Origin of the sequence: Pedobacter petrophilus, assembly GCF_009674725.1 — a bacterium.
Classification (GTDB): domain Bacteria; phylum Bacteroidota; class Bacteroidia; order Sphingobacteriales; family Sphingobacteriaceae; genus Pedobacter; species Pedobacter petrophilus.
The window spans coordinates 1-20,412 of the sequence record NZ_WKKH01000038.1 but is presented as its reverse complement, the minus strand read 5'-3'; the positions used below and the strand labels follow the sequence as shown (position 1 = coordinate 20,412).

The following is a 20,412-nucleotide window of genomic DNA, read 5'->3' as shown; positions in this document are numbered from 1 at the left end:
TGGCCTATCGAATATCCAATAACAATAAATACTTTTATAGCCCGGGTTAATCATCCGGGCTTTTTTATGAAATCATTTTTTACTACTGCTATCCTTTGCTTAATCTGCCTAACAGGTTTTGGCCAATCTTTTAAAAACGAATTTGGTTTCAAAACTGAAAATGATGCTTATTTAGCGACCTTAAATGACAGATATTACACTAACGGCTTATTTCTTTATTTCCGAAGAGCAATTGATCCTTCTAAGTTTTCCGATCAGATAGAAAAGAGAACCTACGAAATTTCGGCCGGACAAAAAATGTATACGCCATATTGGGGGCAGGTTGCCAGAAGAGAAGATCAGGACAGGCCTTTCGCTGGCTACCTCTATGCCGGGGGTGCTTATTCCGTTTTTTATAAAAATGAAAGCGTCTTAAAAACCAGCATTGAAATTGGCATGGTTGGCCCAAATTCTTTAGCGCAGGATGCTCAGCGCTTTCTCCATAAAACCGTTGGATTTTACAGCCCTGCCGGATGGGAATATCAAATTAAAAATGAAGTAGCTGTTAATCTGGCCGCAAATTATAGCAAGTTGCTACTTCGCTCCAATGATCAGATTATCGATTTAAGCGGACAAGGCTATTTGAATTTAGGAACTACATTTTCGGGTTTAGGTACATCGGTATTATTCAGAGCCGGAAGGTTGAACCAATTGTTCAACAGTGCTTACCATAATGCAGTAATAGGCAACTCAAAAACAGCTAGCTTAAATAAGTCAGAGCTTTTCTTTTATGCCAAACCGCAATTAAACATTGTGGCCTATGATGCTACAATTCAGGGAAGTTTATTTAATAACAATAGCCCGGTTACTTTTGATGTAAAACCAATTGTTTTTGAACAGCAATTCGGGGCTAATTATAGTTCAAAGAGATTTACAGCGGATTTTAATATCATTTTTAAAACCAAGGAAGTTAAAAGCGTTGCCAAAGCACAGAATTATGGTGGCCTGAGTTTGTATTATCGGTTTGGAAGATAAACATCCGTTGGCTAATTAGAATCAGGAGTTGATCTGTTTTTCTTTCTTTCGGAAGTGTAAGCTTTATTTTTCAATCTCTTTTCTATCACTCCTTTTGGAATTTTAGTTGGCTTCCTCTTTTTTTGAACATGAAGAGAATTTTTGAGCAGCTCGATTAGTTTTGCGATAGTTTTTTCCTTATTTAGAAGCTGACTTCGGTCTTCCTGAGATACGATATGGAGTAAGCCTTCAGTATCTAACCTGTTTTCCAGGCGTAATTTCAGCAAAGTTTTCTCCTCATCACTCAGGTATTCGTTCGCCGTTAAATCAAAAATCAATTCAACTTTACTGGAAACCTTATTTACATTCTGCCCACCTTTGCCTCCACTTCTGGAAGTTTTAAAAGTAACTGATCGTAAAATTTCTTCTCTGGTGGGTAGCATGTTCCAAAATTATGAAAGATAATCCAACTAAAAAAGCTAGTAACTGAACAGTCTTTTTTTACCTTTGTAGCAGAATGAAAAAGAACTTGGTTATAGCTATTGATGGCTATTCATCGTGTGGAAAAAGCACCCTTGCAAAGGCACTGGCTAAAAAATTAGGTTTTATTTATGTAGATAGCGGAGCCATGTACCGTGCTGTTACCTTATACTTTTTAAGAAACAATATTGATGCAAACAACGATGCAGCGGTTATTGATGCTTTGCAACATATTGAACTGAATTTTCATTCGAGGGATTATGAGTCGCATATTACTTTAAACGGGGAGGAAGTATCTGATGAGATTCGTTTAATGCCCGTTTCACAAAATGTAAGTGAAGTATCTGCTCATAAAATTGTTCGCCATGAGATGGTAAAACAACAGCAACGGATGGGCAAATCGAAGAGCATTGTAATGGATGGCCGCGATATTGGCACCACCGTTTTTCCGCATTCACCACTAAAATTTTTCATGACCGCTGATCCTAAAATCAGGGCTGAAAGAAGATTCAAAGAGTTAGAAAGTAAAGGCAACAATTTAACTACCCTGGAAGAGGTTTTCGAGAATCTGGCACATCGCGATTATGCCGATACGACCCGAAAGGAAAGTCCGCTTGTGAGGGCTGATGATGCTATTATTTTAGATAATACGAATTTAACGCAGGAAGAGCAACTCAATTTCGCCATTGCAAAAGTTGAACCACTGATGGCCGGATAGCATTTAAAATTTATCTCTTTATTTTAATTTCATACATTTAGTGGCAACAATTAAGCTACTATGAAATTAAAACATGCCACCCTACCCTTTCTTATTTTCGCTTGTTTCTCCATTCATGCCAATGCTCAAAAAGGCTGGATTAATCTCTTCAACGGAAAGGATTTGAAAGATTGGAATGTGAAAATTGCCAAACACAATTACAAGGAAAATTATGCCAATACTTTTCGCGTGGAAGATGGCCTACTAAAAGTCAGTTACGATGGCTATCAGGAATTTGATCAACAATATGGACATATTTTTTATAAAAAGCCTTTCTCAGCGTATCTTTTAAGGGTAACCTATCGTTTCGTAGGTAATCAGGCAAAAGGTGGAGAAGGCTGGGCAACCAGAAATAGCGGCGCCATGTTACATTGTCAGGATCCGGCTACAATGTTGAAAGATCAGGATTTCCCTATTTCTATAGAGGCACAAATTCTTGGTGGCGATGGTGAGCATGTTCGCCATACCAGTAATGTATGTACGCCGGAACCCTTATTAATTATCAAGACAAACTTTTCACCACACATTGCCTGGATTCCAGATCAAAGACCTATGCAGGTGATCAATGGGTAACCGCCGATTTCCTAGTGCTGGGCGATTCGGTAATTAAACATATTATAGATAATGAAGTTGTTTTAGAATATACCAAACCACAGATTGGCGGCGGCAACGTTACTAACTTCGATCCCAAAGTTAAAGTAGATGGCACACCGTTAAAGTCTGGCTACATCTCCCTGCAAAGTGAAAGCCATCCGATAGAATTCAAAACTGTTAAGCTTTTTGATCTGGCGCCTTACACTAAAAACAAGCAAAAGCTTAATCAGCTAGTAGCTCGATTGTTAAAAAATAAAATGTAATTAACCGTTCTTATCTAAAAGTCGATAAAAATTTAAATCAGATTTGCTAATGATGCTCTACAATCAGTTCTCACTTAAAAAGTTAACGATCCTATTTCTTTTATTTATTTCCACTACCACATTCGCACAAAAAGCCTATACAATAGCAGAAATTCCTGACCCTAAAAAGACTGGTGGTGGCTGGGTGAGCGACCCTGATAAAATACTATCCTCTACCGATATTGATGAGATAAACAATACAATTTCCGATTTTGAAAATAAAACGAACATACAGGTTGCGGTTGTTATTGTAAATAATTTTGACCAGAATCAGGAGGATTTTGATTTTGCGTATGAATTGTTCAACACCTGGGGAATCGGATCTAAAACGAGCAACAATGGATTACTTCTTTTCATTGCTAAAGACCGGCGTAAATACCGTTTTATAACTGGCACCGGCGTAGAAGGCGTACTGCCAGATGTAAAATTGAAACACATTGCTGAACAAAATCTGCTGCCTGCATTTAGGGAAAATGACTTCGGCGCAGGCATTATTAATACCATAAATGCAATAGGAATAATTGTTTTAAACCCTGAAAACAAATCTGAACTTAATCAACTTTTTACGCAGCCTGAAAATAATAGTTCACTGGAGAAAGTCTGGTTTCCAACGATAGCAATCATTCTTGTCTTTTTTGGAGTATTCAAGATCACTAACCGCCAGGCTAAAAAGCTGACTAAAAACGAAGTAAAACCTCATAACAAAGAAGACTACGATCCAGGTTTGATAAAGGGTTGCGCAGTTGCTATCCTGATAGGTTTTCTCTCCATTTTCGTCTTAGTCTTTTTTAGAGGATTTGGACTGCTGGAAAAAATTAAACTGGCGCATATCCCGGTAATTCTGTTTGTCGCTTTAGCATTAATACTTTATTTTAGGTATCTGTTTTTCATTTCAGCGTTAAGGAATACCTACAATGACGATCAAAACTTCTCGGATGCGGTGAATACATTTAATAAAAAGAATTGGTGGCTAATTCTTTTCTCTCCGTTAATTTTAATTTCCTTAATCCGCCAAAAAGCGAACAACGCTAAAGAATCCGACCGCTTTAAGTCCATTTTAGACAGTAAAAAAAATAAAATGATCCGTGTAGATAGAGATGAAAATATAGAGGGAGCGCCTTATTTAACACCAGGGCAACGAAAGGAGGAAGTGATTAAAGCTTACGATTACGACATCTGGCTTAGTACAGACGGGAGAGAACATATTATTAAGGCGTGGCCTGCAGAAGAGTATACAGATTATACCGAATGTCCATCTTGCGGGTTCCGAGCCTATAAGACGGATAAACAGATAACTACCAAATCTGCAACATATAGTCATGAAGGGCAGGCAAAAATTATAAATGAATGTAGCTTTTGTAAAAAAACAGAGTTTATTAGATGGGTAACCTTGGCCATGTTGGTTAAATCTAGTTCAGGTTCATCTTCATCAGGCAGTAGCAGTTCGTCTTCCTCCAGCAGCAGTTGGGGCGGTGGCAGAAGTAGTGGTGGCGGTACCGGCGGGAGTTGGTAGAAATTACATTTCGATTCTTTTACACCACTAATTGAAAGTATTTTATAATTTTGACCCGCTTAGCACGATGTTTGCGCTTTGCGTAGTTGCAGAATTACCCTAAACTGATTGCAGAAATTCCATCATGATGAACAAAATTTTCTTTCTAATAATTGCGCTTTTTATTTTCTCTAACCGTTTGCCCGCTCAGGATTTGTACCGCGTAAAAGCAGACAAACTAAGGGTTAGGGAATCCAAAGATGCAAGCAGTAAAATAATTGCCAATATCATCCAGAATGAAAAAGTTACCATTTTAGATGCCAGTGATGCGAAATTTTTTAAAATTAAACTTAGAAATAAAGAAGGCTGGGCGAGTAAAGATTTTCTCGAAAAAATTCCATCCTCAACGCAAACACCAGCAGCATCATCTGCAAATACACCTCAACCCAATACATCAGCTGCTGTTTCTGAAGATGTAATCTATCGGGTGACAACTGATAACTTAAGGGTTAGGCAAAATGCCGAACCTAAAAGTAAAGTTATAGGATACCTTCCGGAGCACGAAAACGTTGTCGTTCTGGACTCCGCGAATGCCAGCTACTTCAAAATAAAGGTTACCAATGGCGAAGGCTGGGTAAGTAAAGAATTTTTAGTAAGGGTATCTCCTGTTAAAGCCGTGGTTAAGAAAAGCGCGGTATCCGTTGAGGTACCTAAAGTTGCAAAGGATTATTCGAATCTCATTTTATTTGCAATTGTTGCATTGGTTTTTGGAACAATCCTGTTCTTCATTTTCAAATATTCTAATCAAAATAAAATATTAATTGGTATTTCTGCAATATTGGTGCTGGTGGTTATTTATTTTTGCTTTGTTACCTTTATCCAGGCGAAAAAAGTTTCAGGAACATTCGTAAGCGATACCGATACCCAGTATAAAACCTTTGATTTCAAGGCTAACGATTCTGTTGTAGTTAAAGACACTTACACCGACTCTACCTTCACTGCAAAATATGTGATTGAAGGTGATATGATTAAACTTTACGATCAGCAGAATATGATTTTATTGTTAATCAGAGATGAGCAAACGCTCGTTGGCGAAGGCTTTACAAGGGGAACTTTTACGAAGAAATAGCGGTTAAATTTTTTTTATCGATTAAACAAAAGATTATCTGCGCGCAAATAAGGAAACCATCAAACCTCGCAGGTTTTTAAAACCTGCGAGGTTTATTTCATAGCACAACCGCTGACAGATTCCCTATTCAATTTTGTTTAAGTTTTTAAGAAAACTAAGTTAATCTTCTAAATATATACTGAAATAAATTCAGGGGAACGACCGAAGGCAAGCGCTTAAATCTTAATAACCTTAAAATCAGCAACATTTATTAAAAAAATCTTTTCTATTAATTAAAAAATTTTTACCTTTGCAATCCCTCAATAGGGAAAAAAGGAGATAATTAATTAATGGCTAAAAAACAAGTAGCAGAAAAAGAATTAGCAGCTAAAACAGCTGAACTTCAGGGAGAAGGCGGACGCCTGACTGAAAAAGAAACGATTGAATCAGAAGCTGATTCAGTTTCGATCGAATCGATCAAATCATCATTAGCTACACCAACGGAAGATTTCGATTGGGATGCAGATGAAAAAGTTTTTGGTAACTATAATGACGCAGACCGTAAAAAGTTTGAAGATATGTATGCCGGAACATTCAATCAGATCACCAAAGGTGAAATCATTAGCGGTATCGTTGTTTCGATTAACAACAAAGATGTAGTGTTAAACGTAGGATTTAAATCAGACGGTTTAGTTTCTACTTCAGAATTCCGTGATACACCAGATCTTAAAATTGGCGATTCAGTTGACGTTTTCGTTGAAGCACCAGAAGATGCTAACGGTCAGTTGATCCTTTCTCGCAAAAGAGCAAAAACCCAAAGATCATGGGAAGCAATTAACGAGGCTCTTGAAAATGATAGAATCATCAATGGTTTCGTTAAGAGCCGTACTAAAGGTGGTTTAATCGTTGATATCATGGGCGTTGAAGCTTTCTTACCAGGATCTCAAATTGATATCAAACCTATCCGCGATTACGATGTATACGTGGGTAAAACAATGGAATTTAAAGTTGTTAAAATTAACCATGAGTTTAAAAACGTAGTAGTTTCTCATAAAGTGTTAATTGAAGACGATTTAGAAAGCCAAAAAGTAGAAATCGTTTCTAAATTAGAAAAAGGTCAGGTATTAGAAGGTACTGTTAAAAATATTACTGATTTCGGTGTGTTCATCGATTTAGGTGGTGTTGATGGTTTACTTCACATTACTGATATTTCTTGGGGCCGCATAGAGCATCCAAAAGAAGTATTATCATTAGATGAAAAAATCAACGTTGTTGTTTTAGATTTCGATGATGAGAAAAAACGTATCGCTTTAGGCTTAAAACAATTAACTCCACACCCTTGGGAAAATTTAGATGCTAACTTAGCTGTTGGTTCTAAAGTAAAAGGAAAAATTGTAACTGTTGCAGATTACGGTGCTTTCTTAGAAATTATCCCAGGTGTTGAAGGTTTAATCCACGTTTCTGAAATGAGCTGGTCACAAAACTTAAGAAATCCTCAGGAATTCTTAAAAGTTGGTGATGAGATCGAAGCTGAAGTTTTAACTTTAGATAGAGACGACCGCAAAATGAGCTTAGGTATTAAACAATTATCTAACGATCCATGGCAAGAAGTTGCTGCTAAATTCCCTGTTGGAAGCAAGCACCAGGCAACTGTTAAAAACATGACTAACTTTGGTGTTTTCGTTGAAATCGAAGAAGGTATTGATGGTTTAATCCACATCTCTGATTTATCTTGGTCTAAAAAAGTAAACCACCCTAATGAATTCACTAAAGTTGGTGATGTGTTAGACGTAGTTGTTTTAGAATTAGATGTTGATAACCGCAAATTAAGCTTAGGTCACAAACAATTAGAAGAAAACCCTTGGGATACTTTCGAAACGATCTTCACTTTAGATTCGGTTCACCAGGGTACAGTTGTTAAAGTAACTGATAAAGGTGCTGTTATTGCTTTACCATATGGTGTAGAAGGTTTCGTACCTACTAAACACATGGTTAAAGAAGATGGTTCTTCAGTTAAAGCTGAAGAAACTAACGACTTCAAAATCATCGAGTTTAACAAAGAGGCTAAACGCATCGTTGTTTCTCACGCCCGTATTTGGGAAGAAGTTAAAGCTGAAGTTCTTGCAGAAGAACGTGCTACTAAGAAAAAAGAAGCTAAAGCATCTATCACAGCAGTGAAAAAAGTTAAAGATTCTGTAGAGAAATCTACTTTAGGAGACTTAGACGTATTGGCTCAATTGAAATCGCAATTAGAAGGCGAAGAAAGCAAAGCTAAAAAAGGCTAGTTCTTTTTAACTGATATATTAAACGCCTCGAAGTAATTCGGGGCGTTTTTTGTTTACCGTCGGCTGAAGCCAGACGGTAATGAATTTACATTCTGTGAATACTAACGCGGTTTTCAAGGGATCGTTACGAAGCCAATTCTTCTTTGGCTGAAGCAATCTTTCTGTACAGGCTAAATGAAAGAGCTAAAAAGCAAAGCGGAAAGCAGATTCTTCGTTTACCGTCGGCGCTGAAGCCAGACGGTAATGAAATTGCAATCTGCGAATACTAATGCGGGTTTAAGGGATCGTCATTGCGAAGCCAATTCTTCTTTGGCTGAAGCAATCTTTCTGTAAAGGCTAAATGAAAGAGCTAAAAAGCAAACCGGAGAGCAGGTTATTCGTTTGCCGTCGGCTGAAGCCAGACGGTAATGAAATTGCAATCTGCGAATACTAATGCGGGTTTAAGGGATCGTCCTTGCGAAGCCAATTCTTCTTTGGCTGAAGCAATCTTTCTGAAAAAGACTAAAATTAAAAGCCAAACAAACCGGAGAGCAGATTCTTCGTTTACCCTCGGCAGAAAGCCTTTCCGCAATAACAGGCTTTCTTGAAATTATCACTGTAGAACAACATAACTTTCTACAACAACCGAAAACGAACTTTAACAGCGAGCCATTTTTACTTACTTTTGCACTCACCCCCATTTGTTATGAAAATATTTACTTCCGTGGCGATTTTTCTATTAATTACGTTCGGAGCTTCTGCACAAGAAGTGAACCTTATTCCAATGCCTGTTAAACTAAATATTAAATCAAATATTACTCCTTTCACGCTTAATCAAAATACGGAAATTATTGCAACAGATTCTTTAAGCAACAGCAGCTCGTTCTTAAAGGATTACCTTTTCAAATATTATGGAATCGCCATACGTACCGATAGTACTTCAGGCAAAAAAGATAATAATGTAATTAAGCTTTTGCTCAACAATGTTAAAAGTGAAAATGCAGACCGATATGAGCTTTCATCAGATGATAAGCAAGTTACGATTAGCGCTTCTTCATCCAAAGGGATTTTTTACGGTATCCAAACCTTAATTCAGCTTCTACCCTACTCAAATAAAGCCTTCCCGATTCAAATTCCGGCGGTTTCTATTATTGATTATCCCCGTTTTGACTACCGGGGTATGCACCTTGATGTAAGTCGCCATTTTTTTGATGTGGCTTTTGTAAAACAGTATATCGATTATCTGGCCCTCCATAAAATGAATTATTTCCATTGGCATTTAACTGATGATCATGGCTGGAGAATTGAAATTAAAAGATATCCGAAACTAACAGAAATCGGTGCCTGGCGTAACGGAAGTATAGCAGGATTGTGGCCGGGTAAAGGAAACGAGAACATCAAATATCAGGTACTGCCTACTCATGTAAACATCACGCCAAAAGATGCCGTTATTCAAACCGATGGTATCCGACACGGCGGTTTTTATAGCCAGGATCAAATTAAAGAGGTGATTGATTATGCATCAAAGCGCTATATCACGATTATTCCGGAAATCGAAATGCCTGCACACAGCATGGCCCTGCTTGCTGCTTATCCAGAATTAGGTACAGAACCAGAAATGAAATATGAGGTTGCCCAAACCTGGGGAATGATGAATAAGTATAATAATGTGCTCCAAGCCTCTGATACAACATTCAAATTTTTAGAAAATGTGTTAACCGAGGTGATGGATTTATTCCCATCAAAATACATTCATATAGGTGGCGACGAAGCATCAAAAATTTGGTGGAAAAAATCAATAGTTTCTCAGCAAATAATGAAAGCCAATGGCTTAAAAACAGAAAGCGAATTGCAAAGTTATTTCATCAGAAGGATAGAAAAATTTGTAAACAGCAAAGGGAAAACCATTATCGGCTGGAATGAAATTCTACAAGGCGGTTTAGCGCCAAATGCGGTGGTAATGAGTTGGCAAGGCGAGAAAGGTGGAACTGAAGCTGCCAAACAAAACCACAAAGCAATTATGACACCCGAAAACAAAATGTACTTCAATCATGGTCAATTTGCTAAAGAAGATAGCTTAACAGCGAGCACGCCATCATTTCTGGCAGATGTTTACCATTACGAACCCATCCCTGCAGAATTAAACGCAGCGCTGGCTAAGTTAATTTGGGGTGCCCAGGGTTGCCTTTGGAGCGAGTACATTACTAACCCGGCAAAGGTGCAATACCAGCTTTTTCCGAGGTTAGATGCTTTGAGTGAAATTTTATGGAGTCCGAAAGAAAAGCGAAACTATCCGGATTTTCGAAAACGGTTAAGAACTCAGTTTAAAAGATACGATTTGATGGGAATTACTTATTCTAAAAGGTACTTAGAAAATTAATGTCTTTTTTAAACGAAGCGTCTTTTAACGTTGGTCTATTATAAAAATAAATGCAATCTTTGCATTAAAAATTAAACCATGCGTAAACTATTTGCCGTCCTTTCTACTATCCTAACCCTATTTGCCATTAAAGAAACGGTTTATGTATTTACTTCTACTGAAGCAGACATGATTAAGCAAAAAGCCATCACGATTGTAATCGCTTTAAGCATTACCATACCATTAATCATTTTAACGCTTTGGCTTTGGTCGCCGAGGAGCAAAAAAAGTGGGAATAGCTAAAATTAGCTTTTGCCACTCTAGAAATAAATACAAGACAAAATCATACTGATTCCATCTTGTATCTTAAATGAAAGCACTTATTTAGTAATTGTAATTAACACGCGAGAGCTGAAATAGGTATTATAACCATAAAGCGAAACATACCAGGTACCCGAACCCGGGTTGGAGAATGTACAGGTTTCATATAATCGATTTTCTCGTATCCCACTACAATCTGCAGTCCAGCTATACGCAGGCCTGATAGGTTGGTGGCTTCGGCCCCGCTACCACCCGTTGGAACAGTAAACGAAAAAGTTTTTAATTCATAGTTGTTCACTTCAACATCCTTATCAACCAATGTTGTTGTGGTTGTACCTCCAGTACCCGGTTACTAATCATAATTTTGAATATTTGGTGTTGCAAAAACGTTCTTTAAGATACGCTTATATTTATTCATTACCGACAGAATCCTGTTAATAAACTGATGTGAGAAAGCCGAAAGATAAGAATAACCGTAGGCGCTGAGGTTAAAAAGTATCATTATAGCTGCAAAATATCTTAAACCCATAAATATGGCAATATTTAAATGAAGTATAATCACTAAAATAAGGTGTATGCCCCTCATTTTTTTTATGTTAACAAATATTGGATAGGAGATTTCAATAAAAACAACAAACAAACCTAACAATTTTAGGACTAAAGGATAGGCTGCTATCCAGCTCATATCAAATTGCTGAAACTGGGGCTGTTCAATACTTCTCCATATCGCTTCGCCATTTAACCAGTGCGTTCCTTTTATCTTTCCTAATCCACCGAAAAAATAAACAATGCATAAATGAAACTGTAAAATCTTAACCGAAATAAACGGTATCAGGTCATTTTTCGTTTCGTTAATTACCTTTTTACTTATAGCAGCAAAATATCCCGTTGGCATTATCACGCAATAAAACAGGCATATTTTAGTAAACTGTTCTACTCCATAGTTAAAATGAAGTGCACTATTGATCAAAATCAGGTGAAATAACCATGACAATGCAGAAAACAATCTTACCCTATATCCTACTGTTAGCAACAGTAAAAACAGCACGTAGATATAAAAAACCAGGTAACTAAACAGTTCTGCGGATAAATAAGGGGATAGATACGGGTACAAGTTTTGAATATTCGGACGGATTAATACATTACTAATAAATGCATCGCCGATTTCTGAGTTGATCATTCCATTGGCACCATATAATTCTAATAGATTTGGATAAATTGCCATCGCCTGAAAAATGCAAAACAAAGCAATAATAACTCTAAAAAAAGAAAGTTGTTTAAGATAACTTTCGCTGGGTTTAAGTTTTAATTCCATGTTTTCAATATTAATTAAGCTCAAATTCTGTGCTGTAAAATAATTCCCAATAGGCCTTTGCTTTATTTTGGTATTGCCTGGTAGTAGGTAGTTGGTAAAGAAATAATTCTATTTTGATTTTAGAACAATCGGGATAATTTTTTAGCACACCGAACGCAAGGGAGCGGGCCATTAAATCTCTTGATTCTTCTATCCTATAAAAATAATTATACATGGTGTATAACCTTTGCCTGCACTCTTCATTCTTCATCTTTAATCTAAATTTTCGATCCACCATCTCCCTTTTATACAAGGTATATACCACATCAAAATCATCAGAAATATTTGGTGAGAAATAACCATATTTAGTATCAGTACCTGATAAGGTACAATAAGTGAGGTACAGTTTATTTAGTGTTTTTTGCGTCAAGGAATTTATGCCTAAAGCGTTTAAAAGCACTATTGATAAATGTAAAACCGCAAAGGCAATGAACAATATTATTTTCTTTTCCATCTTTTTAAAATGATGCATAGCCTGTTAAAGGCTATGCAAATGAAATTGATTAAGAAACTATGAAATCCAGAACATAATAAATTTTACAGTTTGTTATATTTTTTTGTGAGTGCATCCAATTTCTGTAGCGTTAAGCGGTCTAGCTGCTTACCATTGTTGATGATAATCGCTTTATCCAAAAAGGCACTCATTCCATTGTTAATGATAATCGCCTTATCTAAAAAGGCAGAACTACCGCCTTTACTTTTTAGAATATCTTTATTTACAAAGACATTTTTTTGATTAAGTGAGCTTAGTGACAGCCTTGATGTGCCACTTTTTGTTGTGGTAACTCTACCTTTGCTTTGTTCATTTAATTCTAGCGTATAAGAATCATTAGGCAAAGCGCTTACTATCTCTTTAAGTTTACTGGCATCTGATGCCGATAAACCTTTAAATAAATAACCTTTGGTTTGTGCTTTTAATGATACAGCACTGATTAAAAATAGTGCAAAAACTAATGTTAACTTTTTCATGATGTTTAATTTTAAGTGATTAATTGATTGATTTTATCTGAATACATAATTTTAAGCTTTAATCCTACAGCTGCTTATTCATGCTGCCGTACTTCAATACCTGAAGTGAATGGAAACCAAAATTAGGGGGATGGAGATCGATAATCATCAGTTAAAAAACTAGTTTTAACCCGTACTTCAACTGAATTTTATTTCAGTTATTCAACCATATCTTTTGGGTGTTCTACACAATAATTTTTCAGTGATTTAACAAAATTGTAATTTCAATTTTTAGAAAACCAAACTGTTAAAACTAGGCTAGAACGGTTCAACTAGTGAATTTTAACTCTTAATAGTTGTAGAAACTGCACACCCGGCTCATATTAAAATGAAACAGCAATTGCTTTTCAAAAAACATTACAATAAGAAAACCAGATTTTTAAATGTTGTGACAGAACTATTTAGCAGTGAAACAATAAAACAATATGCATTCAACTTTCTTACCTTAAAACATTTTTATATATTTGCCCAATCCTTCTTCAATGCAAAAGAAAACACTTCTTGACGGACAGAAAATTCAAATTACAATTAAGCGGCTTTGCCATCAATTAATTGAAAACCACGACGATTTCGCAAATACCGTTTTAATTGGCATCCAGCCGAGAGGAATCTTTTTGGCCGATCGAATTCAACAGGAACTTCAAATCATCCTAAAGAATAAAAAAATTCTGAAGGGGAATCTCGACATCACTTTTTTTAGAGATGATTTTCGCAGGAAAGATGGTTTGGTAACCGCAAGCAGTAATTCTATCGATTTTATTATCGAAGGGAAAAAAGTGATCTTAATTGATGATGTACTCTGGACCGGCAGAACCATTCGCGCAGCACTTGATGCTTTATTGGCTTATGGACGACCAGAAAAAGTGGAATTGCTGGTTTTAATCGACCGCAGGTTTAGCAGGCATTTACCAATTGAACCAGATTATATCGGCCACAAGGTGGATAGTTTAAACTCGCAGCAGGTAAAAGTAACCTGGGCAAGTGAAGGAGCAGAAGACAAAGTGATTTTATTATCTGAAAAACAATAATATAGAAAATGGCAGCAGACAAACTATCAACCCGACATCTTTTAGGCATTAAAGATATTAACCGGAATGATATCGAATTGATTTTCGAAACTGCAGATAATTTTAAAGAAGTGATTAACAGACCGATTAAAAAGGTTCCATCGCTTCGAGACATTACCATCGCCAATATTTTCTTTGAAAACTCTACCCGGACGAAGCTTTCATTTGAACTGGCTGAAAAAAGACTTTCGGCCGATGTGGTTAATTTTGCTGCATCTTCCTCTTCAGTAAGTAAAGGCGAAACCCTGATTGACACCGTAAATAACATCCTGTCGATGAAAGTTGATATGGTGGTAATGCGTCACCCCTATGCCGGCGCTGGTCAGTTTTTAAGTAAGCACGTAAAAGCACAAATTGTAAATGCAGGAGATGGTGCACACGAACACCCCACTCAGGCATTGCTTGATGCTTTTTCTATTCGTCAGAAATTAGGTGATGTTGCCGGAAAAAAAGTGGTCATCGTGGGAGACATTTTACACTCCAGAGTTGCCATTTCAAACATTCTTTGCTTGCAGCGTTTAGGCGCTGAAGTGATGGTTTGCGGTCCGACAACGTTAATTCCAAAACACATCCATCAACTGGGCGTAAAAGTAGAACATAACCTCATTAAAGCCCTGAACTGGTGCGATGTTGCCAATATGCTTCGCATTCAACTGGAACGGCAGGATATTAAATATTTCCCTTCACTTCGGGAATATGCCATGATGTACGGCTTGAATAAACAAATCTTAGATAACCTCGACAAAGAAATCATTGTCATGCATCCAGGCCCAATTAATCGGGGTGTTGAGATTACGAGTGATGTTGCCGATAGCAAACAATCTATCATTCTGGAACAGGTAGAAAACGGCGTAGCGGTGAGAATGGCTGTTCTTTATCTACTGGCAAGCCAGGGTTAAGGCCGGAGTTTTGAGTTGAGAGTCGTAAGTCTATAGTCTTAAGTCAGTAGTCGTTTGGTTGGGAGTCTAAAGTCTTGAGTCAGCAATTACTTTATAGGATTGCATAGCGATGAGCCTGTTAATCTACAAATAACCGATATTCGAAAAACTTATCAGACTGAATCTCATCAAAAACTTACTAAAAATGAGTGAGCGCTTGCCTGGAGAACAGCTTGCTTAACAACCAAATTAACTTATATCCAATGAACTAACCATTCATTTTTAACAATCGTATCCTAACCGATACCAAACCAGAAAACCCATCGTTTAATTGTGTTATTAACAGATGTTAATTACTTATGTTGATAAACGTTGTTACAATTTCTAATTTCGTAGCGACCATATTTGAAATCAATGCACGCCTTATGATTTTAGCAGTTGCTGTAAATATCATATTGTTTGTATTGCCAATGAAAAAAGATAAAGAATAATGAAGAAAAAATACTTACTAATTCCGCTACTTTTAGCAGGAAGTTTTAGCACGTATGCGCAGGTTAGCGCGGTGCAAAACCTCAATAGAAACTATCAGACCGGCTTAGAATTATTAGACAAAGAGAAGTACACCGCGGCGGCGCATCAGTTTAAACTTGTTGAACAATTGCGATACAAGTCTTCCACTCAAACGGAGAGCAATGCCGAATTATCCCTTTTAAAAGAAAATGCAAAATTCTATGCCGCCGTTTGTGCGCTGGAATTAACCAATAGCGATGCCGAAAGTTTATTTCAGGCTTTTATTCGCGATTATCCTTTAAATCCAAATACCAAACTTGCTTATTTTTATGTTGGAAAGACTTATTTCGGTCAGAAGAATTATAAAAAAGCATTAGAATGGTTCGAAAAAACTGATCCTTCTACCCTTTCTGCCAAGCAGAGAAATGAATACCAGTTTAAACAAGGTTACGCTTACTTCGAGCTTAAAGATTACGAAAAAGCAGAACCTTTATTTGAACAGGTTAAAAAAGAAGAGGGCGATTTTCAGGAAAGCGCCACTTATTACTTTGCCTATATCAACTACCTGAATAAGGAGTACAAAACGGCACTTGCTAACTTCGAAAAGCTAAAAGGCTCTCCTACTTATGAAGCGAGTTATCCATACTACATCACTTCAATGTATTATTTAGATGAGCGCTACGATGATGTGATCAGCTATGCGCTGGAATCTATTCAAAAAACAAAACAACAGTTTGAGCCTGAAATGCTGAGTTTAGTTGCAGCTTCTTATTTTGCAAAATCTGACTTTAAAAATTCGGAAAAATATTTCGCTGAGTTTTATGCTAAGGATAAAAGTGAAACCAAAAACAACCTGTTTATTTATCAATATGGCTACTCATTGCTCCAGAATAAAAAATATAAAGAATCTGTTGCGGTATTAGAGAAGTTAAATACTGATGATGTTTATCTTCAAAACGGGATGCACACGTTGGGTAAGGCATTTATCCAGCTGGGCAACAAACAAAAAGCACAAAGCGCATTCTTCAGGGCATCCCGCTTAGATTTCGATAAAGGAATTCAGGAAGAGGCCTGGTTAAGTTATGCGAAACTAAGCTATGAACTTGATTTCCATCAACAGGCTTTAGAAGCAACTCAGGGGTTTTTGAAAGCATTCCCAAAATCCCGTAAAATAAACGAAGCCAAAACATTATTGGGTGAGGTTTTATTAACCACTAAAAACTATCAGGCAGCGGTAGATATCCTGGAGCCAATTCCAGATAAAACTTTAGAAGCCAGAGAAGCTTATCAAAAGGTTACTTATTTCCGTGGTTTGGAATTCTATAATGAGCGGGCATTTCCAAATGCTTTATCCATGTTTTTACGTTCAGATAAATATCCGGAAGACAATGAAATTGAGGCGCTAAATACGTATTGGAAAGCAGAATCCATGTATGAGTTACGCAAGTTTGGTGAAGCAGTATCCACTTTTGAGAAGTTCCTTAAACTTCCAGATGCAGATAAAACAGGTGTTTACAACTTTGCAAATTATGCATTAGCATATGCTGCTTTCGAAGATGAAAAATACAGTAAAGCGGCTAACTATTTTGAGAAGTTTTTAGCTGGAAATGATAAAGACCAGAAAACAATTGATGATGCAACGATCCGTTTAGCCGATTCTTACTTCGTAAATAAGAGTTATGGCCAGGCGATGGCCAACTACAATAAAATTATCAGCAGGCATACTTCTTCTGAGGATTATGCAACATTCCAGAAAGGGATGATCCAGGGCTTGGAAACGCAATACGATGCAAAAATTGCTACTATGCAGGGTTTGCTATCGCAATTTCCAAACTCGAATTATGCTGATGATGCTGGTTTTGAAACGGCTTATACTTATTTCAACAAAGGCGATTTCGATAAATCAAAATCTGATCTGGTGGCTTTGGTGGCGAAATATCCACGAAGCAGTTATGTGCCGAAAGCGCTGGTTACAATCGGTTTGGTTCAATACAACCAGGATCAGGATGATGCCGCTTTAGAATCGTTTAAGAAAGTGGTTACAGAGTATCCTGCAGTTGATGAATCTAAACAAGCAATGGAGTCTATCAAGAATATTTATGTAGACCGTGGCGATGCAAATGGATTTATTACTTATGCAAACACTACTCCGCTTGGAAATTATTCTAACAGTGAGCAGGATAACATCATTTTCTCGGCAGCAAATAACCTTTATTTGAAGGGCGATGCCACTGGTGCTTTTCAGGCTGTTAACGCTTATTTTGATAAGTTCCCGAAATCCATTCATGAAAAAGAAGCCAAATTTATCAGGGCAGAATCTTTAGTCAAAATGAATCGTCCGGATGAAGCCATTGCCGATTATGAATTTATTTTAAATGACTGGACAAGCGATTACACCGAACGTTCACTGGTGAGCATTTCGCAGTTGTTCCTGAATCAGAAAAAATATAACGAAGCGATTGTTTATTTAAAACGTTTAGAAACCACAACAGATTACAAATCTCACTATGGCTTCGCCATCAACAACTTGTTAAAGGCTTACACGGCCCTGAACATGCCTGATGACATGATTAAATATGCGCAGTTAACAAAAGAATCTGAAAAAGCATCTGAAGAAGAAAAAAACAGTTCTGGTTTATTCTCTGGTAAGGCTTATTTATTGAAAGGTGATACCACTACTGCAGTTAAAGAATTTAAAAATGTAGTGGCTAAAACCAAAACAATCGCCGCAGCTGAAGCGAAATATAATCTTGCATTGGTAGAATATAATAAAGGTGATTACAAAACATCTTCAAAAACATGTTTCGACCTGGTTAACAATATGGCATCTTATGATTATTGGGTAGCGAAAGCGTTTATCCTTTTATCTGATAACTATGTTGCATTGAAAGATAACTTACAGGCAAAAAGTACGCTGTTAAGTATCATTGATAATTATGAAGGCAAGGATGATATCATCCCTACAGCCAAAGAAAAACTAGAAAAACTAAACCAGAAGAAGTAGTATTATGAAGTCGATTAAATATATATATAGTTCACTGTTTTTTATAGCTGCAGGTTTAATGAGTGCTCAGGCACAGGAAAAAAAGGCAGAGGAAAAGGCAGTTGTTAACGAAGAAATCGAGGTGGTTCGCCCCTATAAGCCGATACTTGCTGAAGCGGTGAAACTAAGAAGAAGTCCGAATCTGGATGATGTTAAAATTTATAAAGCCAAACTTAATTACAGTATTACGGACAGAAAGCTGGAACTTAACAGTGACATTCAAAAACTCCAGGCGCAGGCAGTGGCCGATGAAAAGGAGAGCATCCTGATTAATAATTATGTGAAAGGTGGGGTTGGCTCCCTGGGAACAATTTTAGGTGAAGCTTATTTTAACAATGGAAAGGATGAAGGTTTGCAATTTGGTGGATACTTCAGGCACTTTAGTCAGGAAGGGAAATTAAACAAGCAAAATAGCAGCGACCAGCAGTTAAGCATTTTCGGTCGTAGCATTTTAGATCAGCATACTGTAAGTGGCCGCATTAATGTACAACGCCATGGCACAAATTTTTACGGAATAGATTCGGAAAGGCCAACTTTTAACACAGATCCGCAGAAGCAGGCTTTAACTTTTGTTGAGCTTGAAGGTGAGTTGGTGAAAAACTTTACCGAAGATCCTGACGCTTTAAGTTATGCGCTGAAAGCCAATGGATATATTTGGTCTGATAAGTTTGAGGCTAAAGAAAACTACCTAACCTTAAACGGTTATTTGAATAAGCGAATCAGTTCTTTCAATTTAGGATTAGCAGCATCTACCGAATTTGGAAACACTAAAGATGCCTTGACCAGTGTTGGCAACAACTTACTCCGCTTAAATCCTTATATCCGTTTGCAGGTTAAAGGTGCAAAAGTAACTGCCGGTGTAAACTTTGTTCAGGAGTTTGGTGCTTTCAGCAGCACCAGGATTTTCCCTGCTGTAACTGCAGATTTCACGTTGATTCCTGATTACTTACAGGTTTTTGGTGAAGTAAAGGGCGATGTAAACCGTAATTCACTGAAAGGTTTTACCGATGAAAACCCATGGTTGAACAACAATATCTTAATTAAAAACACCGTTGAAAAATTAAGTTTCAGTGCAGGCATTAAAGGAACTGGCGGACCAGGTTTTGGTTACAAAGCAAGGGTTTACGTAAAACAATTTGATGATATGCCGCTGTTCATCAACAACTTTGATAACCTGAATAAATTCGATGTGATTTATGATTTCGGTAAAACGAAATTAACGGGTATTGAGGGCGAACTATCTGTACAGGTTAGTGATGCATTAAAATGGACAGGAAAGCTAAACGTTGATGACTGGAAACCAGCTCAGGAAACCTACTCATGGTTTAAGCCGGGATTAAAAGTGAGTTCGAACTTCCTTTACACTTACAACAAAAAATTAAGTTTTAATGCTGCTGTGGTAATTCAGGATGACGTAAAAGCAAAAGTAAACGTGCAAACTCCGGTTAATCCATTGCAGTATCTAGTGCCTAATACCGGAATCGAACGGATTGAAACGGTTAAAGGTTTTGTTGATTTGGGTATCGGTGCAGATTACAGAATTAACAATAAATTCTCTGTTTTTGCAAAAGCGAACAATCTCCTGAATAGCAAGTACAATAGATTCTTGTATTATCAGGTAAATGGTTTAAACGTTTTCGGCGGATTGACTTATTCGTTTTAGATAAGCGTTAAAATTCATCAAAAAGAGGCGGTATCATTGATAATTATGATACCGCCTCTTTTTTTGGTAGCCTTTGGCTTGTAAATGAAAAAGTTCTGCATATTACTTCTACCATTCGCATCAACGATGGGTTATCACGGCCGTCATCGTAAGTTTGTATAAATAGGTTTTGAGAATTGCTGACAGGATATAATTTTGTTCAGCATAAAAGATCCAGCA

The 20,412-nt window shown here is 37.0% G+C and carries 17 protein-coding genes; 13 read left to right on the top strand and 4 right to left on the bottom strand.

Annotated elements, in window-relative coordinates:
• The first annotated feature begins 66 nt into the window (after positions 1 to 66).
• A complete protein-coding gene (locus GJU39_RS18325) occupies positions 67 to 1,014 on the top strand; it encodes a lipid A deacylase LpxR family protein (protein WP_154282452.1) in 948 nt (315 codons plus the stop codon).
• Between the two features lie 11 nt (positions 1,015 to 1,025).
• Here GJU39_RS18325 and arfB read toward each other — a convergent pair whose 3' ends face one another.
• Positions 1,026 to 1,436 carry an alternative ribosome rescue aminoacyl-tRNA hydrolase ArfB gene (gene arfB / locus GJU39_RS18320; protein WP_154282451.1) on the bottom strand — a complete coding sequence of 137 codons (411 nt, stop codon included), beginning with the start codon at positions 1,434 to 1,436 and terminating at the stop codon, positions 1,026 to 1,028.
• Positions 1,437 to 1,510: 74 nt separating this feature from the next.
• Between arfB and cmk the strand changes: the two genes are divergently transcribed.
• The 8 genes from cmk to GJU39_RS18285 all read left to right on the top strand — a co-directional run bounded on the left by cmk (position 1,511) and on the right by GJU39_RS18285 (position 10,652).
• Positions 1,511 to 2,191 (top strand): (d)CMP kinase, encoded by a 681-nt coding sequence (cmk, locus tag GJU39_RS18315; RefSeq protein ID WP_154282450.1) that lies wholly within the window; start codon positions 1,511 to 1,513, stop codon positions 2,189 to 2,191.
• 60 nt (positions 2,192 to 2,251) lie between these two features.
• On the top strand, positions 2,252 to 2,803 hold the full coding sequence (locus tag GJU39_RS18310; protein WP_280790419.1) for a 3-keto-disaccharide hydrolase: 552 nt from the start codon (positions 2,252 to 2,254) through the stop codon (positions 2,801 to 2,803).
• Positions 2,804 to 2,817: 14 nt separating this feature from the next.
• The gene (locus tag GJU39_RS24125; protein ID WP_342448228.1) at positions 2,818 to 3,087 is read left to right on the top strand and encodes a LamG domain-containing protein; all 270 of its coding nucleotides are present in this window, start codon (positions 2,818 to 2,820) and stop codon (positions 3,085 to 3,087) included.
• A 49-nt stretch (positions 3,088 to 3,136) separates the two neighbouring features.
• The gene (locus tag GJU39_RS18305) at positions 3,137 to 4,639 is read left to right on the top strand and encodes a TPM domain-containing protein (protein WP_154282449.1); all 1,503 of its coding nucleotides are present in this window, start codon (positions 3,137 to 3,139) and stop codon (positions 4,637 to 4,639) included.
• A 124-nt stretch (positions 4,640 to 4,763) separates the two neighbouring features.
• On the top strand, positions 4,764 to 5,747 hold the full coding sequence (locus GJU39_RS18300; protein WP_154282448.1) for an SH3 domain-containing protein: 984 nt from the start codon (positions 4,764 to 4,766) through the stop codon (positions 5,745 to 5,747).
• Positions 5,748 to 6,076: 329 nt separating this feature from the next.
• Complete coding sequence (gene rpsA / locus GJU39_RS18295) at positions 6,077 to 8,011, top strand: 30S ribosomal protein S1 (RefSeq protein WP_154282447.1); 1,935 nt, start codon at positions 6,077 to 6,079, stop codon at positions 8,009 to 8,011.
• A gap of 685 nt (positions 8,012 to 8,696) precedes the next feature.
• The gene (locus tag GJU39_RS18290; protein WP_154282446.1) at positions 8,697 to 10,370 is read left to right on the top strand and encodes a beta-N-acetylhexosaminidase; all 1,674 of its coding nucleotides are present in this window, start codon (positions 8,697 to 8,699) and stop codon (positions 10,368 to 10,370) included.
• Between the two features lie 78 nt (positions 10,371 to 10,448).
• Positions 10,449 to 10,652 (top strand): hypothetical protein, encoded by a 204-nt coding sequence (locus GJU39_RS18285; protein ID WP_154282445.1) that lies wholly within the window; start codon positions 10,449 to 10,451, stop codon positions 10,650 to 10,652.
• A 370-nt stretch (positions 10,653 to 11,022) separates the two neighbouring features.
• Here the strand turns inward: GJU39_RS18285 and GJU39_RS18280 are convergent, their stop codons facing one another.
• The 3 genes from GJU39_RS18280 to GJU39_RS18270 form a co-directional block, all read right to left on the bottom strand.
• Positions 11,023 to 11,985: an HTTM domain-containing protein gene (locus tag GJU39_RS18280; RefSeq protein ID WP_154282444.1), complete on the bottom strand. Its 963-nt coding sequence runs from the start codon at positions 11,983 to 11,985 to the stop codon at positions 11,023 to 11,025.
• Between the two features lie 10 nt (positions 11,986 to 11,995).
• Complete coding sequence (locus GJU39_RS18275; RefSeq protein WP_154282443.1) at positions 11,996 to 12,478, bottom strand: hypothetical protein; 483 nt, start codon at positions 12,476 to 12,478, stop codon at positions 11,996 to 11,998.
• Between the two features lie 83 nt (positions 12,479 to 12,561).
• Positions 12,562 to 12,993 (bottom strand): beta clamp domain-containing protein, encoded by a 432-nt coding sequence (locus tag GJU39_RS18270; protein WP_154282442.1) that lies wholly within the window; start codon positions 12,991 to 12,993, stop codon positions 12,562 to 12,564.
• Positions 12,994 to 13,514: 521 nt separating this feature from the next.
• Between GJU39_RS18270 and pyrR the strand changes: the two genes are divergently transcribed.
• The 4 genes from pyrR (at position 13,515) to GJU39_RS18250 (ending at position 20,193) form a co-directional block, all read left to right on the top strand.
• Positions 13,515 to 14,060: a bifunctional pyr operon transcriptional regulator/uracil phosphoribosyltransferase PyrR gene (pyrR, locus tag GJU39_RS18265; RefSeq protein ID WP_154282441.1), complete on the top strand. Its 546-nt coding sequence runs from the start codon at positions 13,515 to 13,517 to the stop codon at positions 14,058 to 14,060.
• 8 nt (positions 14,061 to 14,068) lie between these two features.
• Positions 14,069 to 14,998: an aspartate carbamoyltransferase catalytic subunit gene (locus tag GJU39_RS18260; RefSeq protein WP_109932580.1), complete on the top strand. Its 930-nt coding sequence runs from the start codon at positions 14,069 to 14,071 to the stop codon at positions 14,996 to 14,998.
• A gap of 469 nt (positions 14,999 to 15,467) precedes the next feature.
• On the top strand, positions 15,468 to 18,491 hold the full coding sequence (locus GJU39_RS18255; protein WP_154282440.1) for a tetratricopeptide repeat protein: 3,024 nt from the start codon (positions 15,468 to 15,470) through the stop codon (positions 18,489 to 18,491).
• Positions 18,492 to 18,495: 4 nt separating this feature from the next.
• Positions 18,496 to 20,193 carry a TonB-dependent receptor gene (locus GJU39_RS18250; RefSeq protein ID WP_154282439.1) on the top strand — a complete coding sequence of 566 codons (1,698 nt, stop codon included), beginning with the start codon at positions 18,496 to 18,498 and terminating at the stop codon, positions 20,191 to 20,193.
• The last annotated feature ends 219 nt before the right edge of the window (positions 20,194 to 20,412 follow it).